This is a genomic window from uncultured Cytophaga sp., assembly GCF_937863595.1.
GTDB lineage: Bacteria > Bacteroidota > Bacteroidia > Cytophagales > Cytophagaceae > Cytophaga.
Window position 1 is genome coordinate 1 of record NZ_CALMGQ010000097.1, and the last position, 7,567, is coordinate 7,567.

8 protein-coding genes are annotated in these 7,567 nt (G+C 35.2%); 5 read left to right on the top strand and 3 right to left on the bottom strand.

Translation table 11 applies throughout. From position 1 onward, the window contains the following. Window positions 1-15: 15 nt before the first annotated feature. A complete protein-coding gene (locus Q0543_RS09255) occupies window positions 16-648 on the bottom strand; it encodes an outer membrane beta-barrel protein (protein ID WP_299251715.1) in 633 nt (210 codons plus the stop codon). A gap of 210 nt (window positions 649-858) precedes the next feature. Here Q0543_RS09255 and Q0543_RS09260 point away from each other — a divergent pair, with 210 nt between their 5' ends. The 4 genes from Q0543_RS09260 (at window position 859) to Q0543_RS09275 (ending at window position 4,723) form a co-directional block, all read left to right on the top strand. After that, window positions 859-2,175 (top strand): saccharopine dehydrogenase C-terminal domain-containing protein, encoded by a 1,317-nt coding sequence (locus tag Q0543_RS09260; protein WP_299251718.1) that lies wholly within the window; start codon window positions 859-861, stop codon window positions 2,173-2,175. Window positions 2,176-2,511: 336 nt separating this feature from the next. Further along, a complete protein-coding gene (tnpA, locus tag Q0543_RS09265; RefSeq protein WP_299251720.1) occupies window positions 2,512-2,973 on the top strand; it encodes an IS200/IS605 family transposase in 462 nt (153 codons plus the stop codon). Between the two features lie 544 nt (window positions 2,974-3,517). Beyond that, window positions 3,518-3,985: a ribonuclease HI gene (gene rnhA, locus Q0543_RS09270; RefSeq protein ID WP_299251722.1), complete on the top strand. Its 468-nt coding sequence runs from the start codon at window positions 3,518-3,520 to the stop codon at window positions 3,983-3,985. 15 nt (window positions 3,986-4,000) lie between these two features. Then, entirely contained in the window at window positions 4,001-4,723 is a 723-nt protein-coding gene (locus Q0543_RS09275) for a methyltransferase (protein WP_299251725.1), read from the top strand. Window positions 4,724-4,830: 107 nt separating this feature from the next. On the opposite strand, the gene Q0543_RS09280 is transcribed toward Q0543_RS09275, so the two are convergent. After that, window positions 4,831-5,871 carry an aminotransferase class V-fold PLP-dependent enzyme gene (locus Q0543_RS09280; RefSeq protein ID WP_299251728.1) on the bottom strand — a complete coding sequence of 347 codons (1,041 nt, stop codon included), beginning with the start codon at window positions 5,869-5,871 and terminating at the stop codon, window positions 4,831-4,833. Between the two features lies 1 nt (window position 5,872). After that, entirely contained in the window at window positions 5,873-6,292 is a 420-nt protein-coding gene (gene aroQ / locus Q0543_RS09285) for a type II 3-dehydroquinate dehydratase (RefSeq protein WP_299251731.1), read from the bottom strand. Window positions 6,293-6,530: 238 nt separating this feature from the next. Between aroQ and xerD the strand changes: the two genes are divergently transcribed. Next, entirely contained in the window at window positions 6,531-7,430 is a 900-nt protein-coding gene (xerD, locus tag Q0543_RS09290) for a site-specific tyrosine recombinase XerD (RefSeq protein WP_299251734.1), read from the top strand. The last annotated feature ends 137 nt before the right edge of the window (window positions 7,431-7,567 follow it).

A 7,567-nucleotide genomic window follows, 5' to 3' on the forward strand; every position in this document is an offset into this window, starting at 1 on the left:
TAGATGAGTAATCGCTTAAAAATTATACCCTATCGCTAACTGCGTATTTAAATTATTATATCGTATTTTTTTCAATTGATTTTTGTCGTTATACATTTCATACATATAGTTTAGTTGCACACTGTAACTAGCCATGAATGATAAATAAAGAGACTTTGTTGGATACATCATAATGCCTGCCCCCAAGGATGGAGATAAGATAAAAGAAGGAGGTCTTGGATTTTTATCCGTTGGTATGGACCTATTTTGGAAGTACGTACTATGAGAAGTATTAAATAATAAATTCATAGAACCATCTATAAATGGTTTGATTTTATTTCCTTTAAACATATATCTTAGACCTAGAGGTATACCTATATATTGAGATTTGAAATATTGATTTGAATCGAATGATATATTTGTAAATGAAAAATTATTCTTTTGAAATTTGTATGTAATGGATTCAACACCACTTCTAATTTGCCAATGTGTATGAACAGTGTAAAGGAACTCTATTCCGAATTTATAAGCTGAATATGGAGTAGCTAAATTATAGGCGTCACTGCCTTTCAAAGAATGAAGAATTCCTCCTGTAACACCAATTGACAGTTGTCCAAAGGAATAATGAGAAGAGATTCCAATTAGAAGTATTAAAGTGATTTTTTTCATGTATGGTCTATTTAAAAATTTGATTTTATTGAAAACGTTGAAAGAAAGATGGTAGTATATATCAATTTTACTTTCTGTATGTATTCTATGATTGATTTTTCAGAGAAAATGCATTTCAATTCATTTTATGAGCAAATTTTAATGATTGAGGTGAAATGCCTATTCAATTATCTCATTTTTCAAATCATTAAAATACTAGTACCTTTAAATATGCAAAACATCCTTATCCTTGGCATTGGTCGCTCTACGTATTATTTACTTCAGTATTTAAATGATTTCATTGCTTCGAATGAAGTGGTTATAAAAGCAATAGATGTACAACTCGAATTGGTAGAGAAGCGTACAAAAGAATTTTCGAATATTTCGTTTGTACAATCTGAGATTACAGCTAATTCTCTAGAAAAAGAAATCACACATGCAGATATTGTAGTGTCTATGTTGCCACCAGCTTTCCATGCTATGGTTGCAGCATTGTGTTTGAAGTCGCAGAAACATTTTTTTACAGCTTCCTATGTAAGTGCTGAAATTAAAGCCATGCAGGAGCAAGCCGAAAGTAGCGATTTATTGTTCATGATGGAATGTGGCTTGGATCCCGGTATCGATCACATGTCTGCACTTTCATTGATCCATACATTAAAGGGGAAAGGCGCTACGATTACTTCTTTTGAATCCTTTACAGGAGGCTTGGTGCATCCATCTTATACGAATCCACCTTGGAATTACAAGGTGTCTTGGAATCCACGTAATGTAGTATTGGCGGGGCAAGGTGCAGACGCGCAATACAAACACGATGGTGTCATTAAAGTCGTTCCGTATACACAACTATTTGCACATCCAACTACGTGGAGTATTTCTACCACGGATGTATATGAAGGCTATCCAAACAGAGATTCCTTATCGTATCAATCTCTTTATGACTTGAAGGATGCGTCCACCTTTGAACGTGGTACACTTCGCTATCCTGGATTTTGCAAGGGCTGGAATTACATTATACAATTAGGTTTGACAAATGATGTTATTCAGATACCAGAAGATGCAGGCAGAACAGGCAATTCTTTTCTATCTCAATTTTTACCTAGGAGTGTTGGTACACTAGAAGAGAAATTAGTTGATGTCTGCGGTACGAAAGATGTAGTGCCTTATTTAGAAGCCTTAGGTTTGTTAGAAGATTCACCCATTGCAACAATGGCTGGTACTGCTGCACAGATTTTTCAAACCATTATAGAAAAAGAATGGCGATTGCAACAATCCGATAAAGATCGCATTGTAATGATTCATCGATTGAGATACGAATTAAATGGAGAAAATAAACTAGTACAAAGTAGTTTAATCGTTGATGGTGAAGACGCAGAACGCACATCCATGGCTAAGACGGTGGGTTTGCCCTTGGCGATAGCAATCGATTTATTTTTGCAAGGAAAGATAAAAAATCGAGGAGTTGTAATTCCCATTTATACAGAAATCTATTCACCCATTTTAGAACGATTGAAATCATTTGGAGTGGTGTTTAAGGAAGTGGTCGGTTAGGATTGATGCGACTCCAGCGGAGTAGGGTTTAAATAGATATGTTTTTGTTATAAATATGTGATCCCGCTGTGATTAGGATTTTTAAAAAGCATTTTGATAATTGTCTAGTGGAAGTTATTTGTTTAGATAATCATTTCTATTGAATAGTCATTTTGAGTGAAAAAAATAAAAAATAAAAAATATAAACGAATGTTAGTTAGAAATGATCCCAGCGGGATCACATATTTATAGCAAAATCATGACCATATACTCCGACTCCAGAGGAGTCGCATATTATTGGTACACATATACATTAAATGAATTTACAGTACAATTAACCAGCTAATTTTTAATTTTATGCCAAATACCTATTCACAAATCTACATTCAAATTGTTTTTGCAGTCAAAGGCCGTGAATCTCAAATAAAAAATTCTTGGGAAGATGAACTCTATAAATACATTACAGGTATTGTAAAACAAAAGAATCAAAAAATGCTTGCGATAAATGGTATGCCAGATCACATTCATTTTTTAATTGGTATGAAACCAACATGTTGTTTGTCTGATTTAATTAGGGAAATTAAAAAGGCCTCGTGTGTTTTTATTCGTGAACAGAAATTGACTCCTTTCAAATTTGAGTGGCAAGAAGGTTTTGGTGCCTTTTCGTATAGTCATTCAGCTTTAGATAAAGTTGTTAAATACATTATGAATCAGAAAGAACATCATACTAAAATTACGTTTAAACAGGAGTACGAAGGATTTCTTAAACATTTTAATATTGAATTCAAATCGGAATATCTCTTTGACTGGTATGATTAGAGGTTTCGGAGATGCGACTCCGCTGGAGTCGGAGTTTGGTGTTGGTATTTATTCTATAAATATGTGATCCCGCTGGGATCAAGATTAAATAGATACGTTTTGTACAAGTATCTTGATATACAATTATAAAATTCAATATTTTTGTGGAATATTGAATTGATGAAGCAACGTGGGAAATATAAATGAATGTATGTTAGAAATTATTTCGCTGGGATCAGGATTAATGGATACGTTTTGTGCAATTTCCTTGGGATACAATTTTAATAAAAAAATATATTGAATACGTATTTTGAGAACGTAAATTATAAGCAAACAAGTGATGCGAATAACTGATCCCAGCGGGATCACATATTTATAGCAAAATCTTGCATTATGCACCCCGACTCCAGCGGAGTCGTATATGATTGATGCGCTTATTTATTTGAAAACGATCTTAATGTATAGTGTGATTGGCTTCGTAAAATACTGAACAAAAAAACGTTCATTCCTCAACATCTTAAAACCTATTACTTAAAACTTAAAACTTTATTCCTACCTTCGTACCATGATTACTTTATATACAGACGGATCTTCGAGAGGCAATCCTGGTCCGGGTGGATTTGGTGTGGTGTTGATGTTTAAACAGCACCGCAAAGAAATGAGCGAAGGGTTTCGGTTTACTACCAACAACCGCATGGAATTGCTGGCTGTAATTACGGGTTTAGAAGCATTGAAAGAACCAGGTCATGAAGTGGTTATTTACTCCGATTCAAAATACGTAATCGATTCGGTTGAAAAGGGCTGGGTATTGGGTTGGGTCAAAAAGAATTTTAAGGATAAAAAAAATGAAGATTTGTGGAGACGTTATTTATATGTTGCAAGCAAACATAAAATTCGTTTTCAATGGGTAAAAGGGCATGCAGGAAATAAGGAAAATGAACGCTGCGATGTACTTGCAACCCAAGCTGCCGATGGTCCGAATAAATTAATCGATTACGGATATGAAACCGAAAATGGCTTGTTGAAAAAATAATCCTTCACTTTACCTATGTCTAATTCTTGGTTTCAGTTTAAACAATTTTTAGTAAAGCAGGATGCGACTGCTATGAAAGTATGTACCGATTCGTGCGTGTTTGGTGCAACGGTTCCAATCAAATCAACTGTTTTATCCATCTTAGATATTGGTACGGGCACAGGCTTATTGGCATTGATGTTGGCTCAACGCAGCGCTAAAGATGTATGTATTGATGCGGTAGAAATGAACGAAGCTGCTGCCAAGCAAGCTGTAGATAATTTTTATGGAAGCCCGTGGAATAATCGAATAACGTTACATCATACATCCATACAAGACTATTTTAAATACACACCCAAGCAATACGATTTGATTGTGTGCAATCCGCCATTTTTTTCAGCGTCTTTAAAGTCGGGGAATACATCTAAAGATATGGCTTTGCATCAATCTCATTTATCTGTGGATGAATTGATGCAGGTTGTTTTTTTTATGCTTCGCTCAAATGGGGATGCATATCTTTTGATTAGTATCTATGAGGAAGAAAACTTTATAAAGGCTGCATCGCTAGTTGGACTAAAAAACAAACGTTATCAAGCCATATATGATAATGAGCGCAAGCTTATTCGTTATGTTTTGCATCTCCGGAAAGATTCTATACATCTTGATACTAGAGAAGAAACATTTATTATTCGAGATTCAAAAAATGAATATACAGAACAGTTTGTGGATGCATTGAAGGATTTTTATTTGCATCTGTGATTACTATAAACCTTCAAGGTTTCTTTGCTATCATCTGTGGAAATTCCGATTCAAGTGCTCTGTTGGATAAAACCTTGAAGGTTTTCTTTCTGAAAATTAGCCAATCATCAAATCACCTTCAACAACACCTCGAAATCAGCATCCGTATGTGCTGGGAAGTTTGCGATGCGAATGGTATTCGTTTTCCAAATTCCGTAGCCATTACCAATAATAATATCTTGTAATTTCAAGGATTTTTTTAATTGAAAAATATATTCTTCATCCCCTTTTAAGGCTAATACGGTAGGAGATAAGAGCTTTTTGTCAAGAACTAATGGTTGTAAATACGTATGCGTTGAAAAATGATTGTATAGGTATTCCATTCGTTTTGAACCTTCAATGAAATGATTTGCCTGAATTTCTTTTAAACGTTGCGCTACTAAATAGATACCTAAAATATTGGGTGTGCAGATTGTTTGAAACGCTTCCCCATTAGAAACAATTTGTTTGAGCGAATTGAAGTGTAAATCTTTACTTCTATGTTCAACTGTATGTTGCGCTTGTGGAGATAAAATAAGGATGCCTAAGCCAGAAGGCAAGCCAAAACATTTTTGCACCGAAGCAAACCAAATATCTGCGTGTTCCCATTTGATCGACATGCCCGCCATTCCGGATGTTGCATCCACAGCAATCAATGCATCTGGAAACGTTTCACGAACGGTTGCTTGCACTTCTTTTGATAGATATGTTCCGTTGGATGTTTCTACCAGTGTTGTACAAACAATTTCAGGCGAAGTCGATTCGTCAACGGTACTTAAATCAAGCGTATCGTGAATATCAAACACAAGCGATTCATGTTCAACGTTTAATTGCTTGGATACGTCCATCCATTTCTTCCCGAACGATCCATTATAGATGTGCAAAAAGGAACGGTTGGAAAAGGACTGTGCAAGAATGGACCAGCACTCCGTTGCAGATGAAGTAAAATATACGCAATACCCTTTTGGTACGTCATAATAGGTTTCAAATCCTTCCTGTACCTGTTGATACAAATCCATGAATTCAGCACTTCTGTGATTCATGCTGAGTATGCCCGTAGCAATTGCTTCTTGTACATGCTTTTCAACATGTGCATGCAATTTGGAAGGGCCAGGATAGAAGTTTAACATATTACTTACTCAACAAATGATGTACCGCTAAGGCATAACTTTTCATTCCAAAACCTGTAATAATGCCCATGCAATTTTTTGCCATCAAACTTTTATGGCGATATTCTTCGCGCGCATATACATTTGAAATATGTACTTCAATAACGGGTGTTTTAATCCCAGCCACAGCATCCGCAATCGCAATGGACGTATGCGTATAGGCGCCTGCATTCATAACAATTCCATCGTAATCAAAACCTACTTCATGCAGCTTGTTCACCAATTCTCCTTCCACATTGGATTGGAAATACGTAAATATTACCGTAGGATGTTGTTGTTTGATCTCATTAAAAATGTCTTCAGCAGTTGCAGAACCATAAATACCAGGCTCGCGTTTACCAAGCAAATTCAAATTAGGACCGTTGAGGATGAGTATTTTCATAGAGCAAATATAAGTTATAAGTTTTAAGTTTTATGTTCTAAGAGTGTATCAATTTGGTCTTAAATGAAAATTTATATGGATTTTTGCAAATTAAAAACGAATGAAATAATCTTTAGAATTTTATTTGTTCCATATATCACTTGAATTTACAATTCATAAAACTTGATACGTTAACCATAGAACGTAATTTTTCACACCTTTCTTAAAACTTAATACTTTAAACCTATAACTTAGTAGCATGAATTGGAAAATCCTCATTCGTCAGTTTAGAGATTATTTAAAAATTGAACGCTCTTTATCGGGGAATTCGGTGGAGGCCTATGAGCATGATATTGTAAAATTTATGCAATATCTTGAATTAACGGAACCTACTGTTGGTCCAATGCAAGTGAAAGGAAAGCACATTCAATCTTTCTTAGGGTATATTACTGATTTGGGCATGTCTGCTTATTCCCAAGCACGTATCTTGTCTGGGGTTAAATCATTTTTTCGATTTTTATTGATGGAAGAAATCCGAGACGAAGACCCTTCCTCTTTGATTGACAGTCCGAAGTTGGGAAGAAAATTACCCGATACCTTATCTTTTCCTGAAATCGAACTTCTATTGCAAGCCATTGATTTATCTACTCCGGAAGGCGCACGCAACAGAGCGATGATTGAAACCCTCTATAGCTGTGGTTTACGTGTGACGGAATTGGTAGAATTGAAAATTTCGAATTTGTTTTTTGACGATGGTTTTATAAAGGTTTTAGGAAAGGGGAATAAGGAACGCTTGGTGCCAATTGGTAGAGAGGCGCGCAAGTATATTAATATTTATAGAAATGAAATACGTTGTCATATTTCAATCGTAAAAGGAGCTGAGAATTTTGTTTTTTTAAATCGCAGAGGTAATAAATTAACACGTGTAATGATTTTTACAATTATCAAAAATCTTGCAAAAAATATTGGTCTAGATAAAACAGTGAGTCCGCATACCTTCCGTCATTCCTTTGCTACCCACTTAATTGAAGGGGGCGCTGATTTGCGTGCGGTGCAAGATATGTTGGGACATGAATCCATTACCACCACAGAGATTTATACCCATTTGGATCGCGATTATCTGCAGCAGATTATTAAAGATTTTCACCCGAGATCATAGGCGAATAAATCATTGACATACCTAAAATTATTTGCTAGCCTTTCCTTAACATAATAGAGTAGCATGTGGTTGGTCGAAAAGACACAACCTTTAGATTTGTACTGTAGTAAAATTCCAAGAAATAAGAAATAATAGTT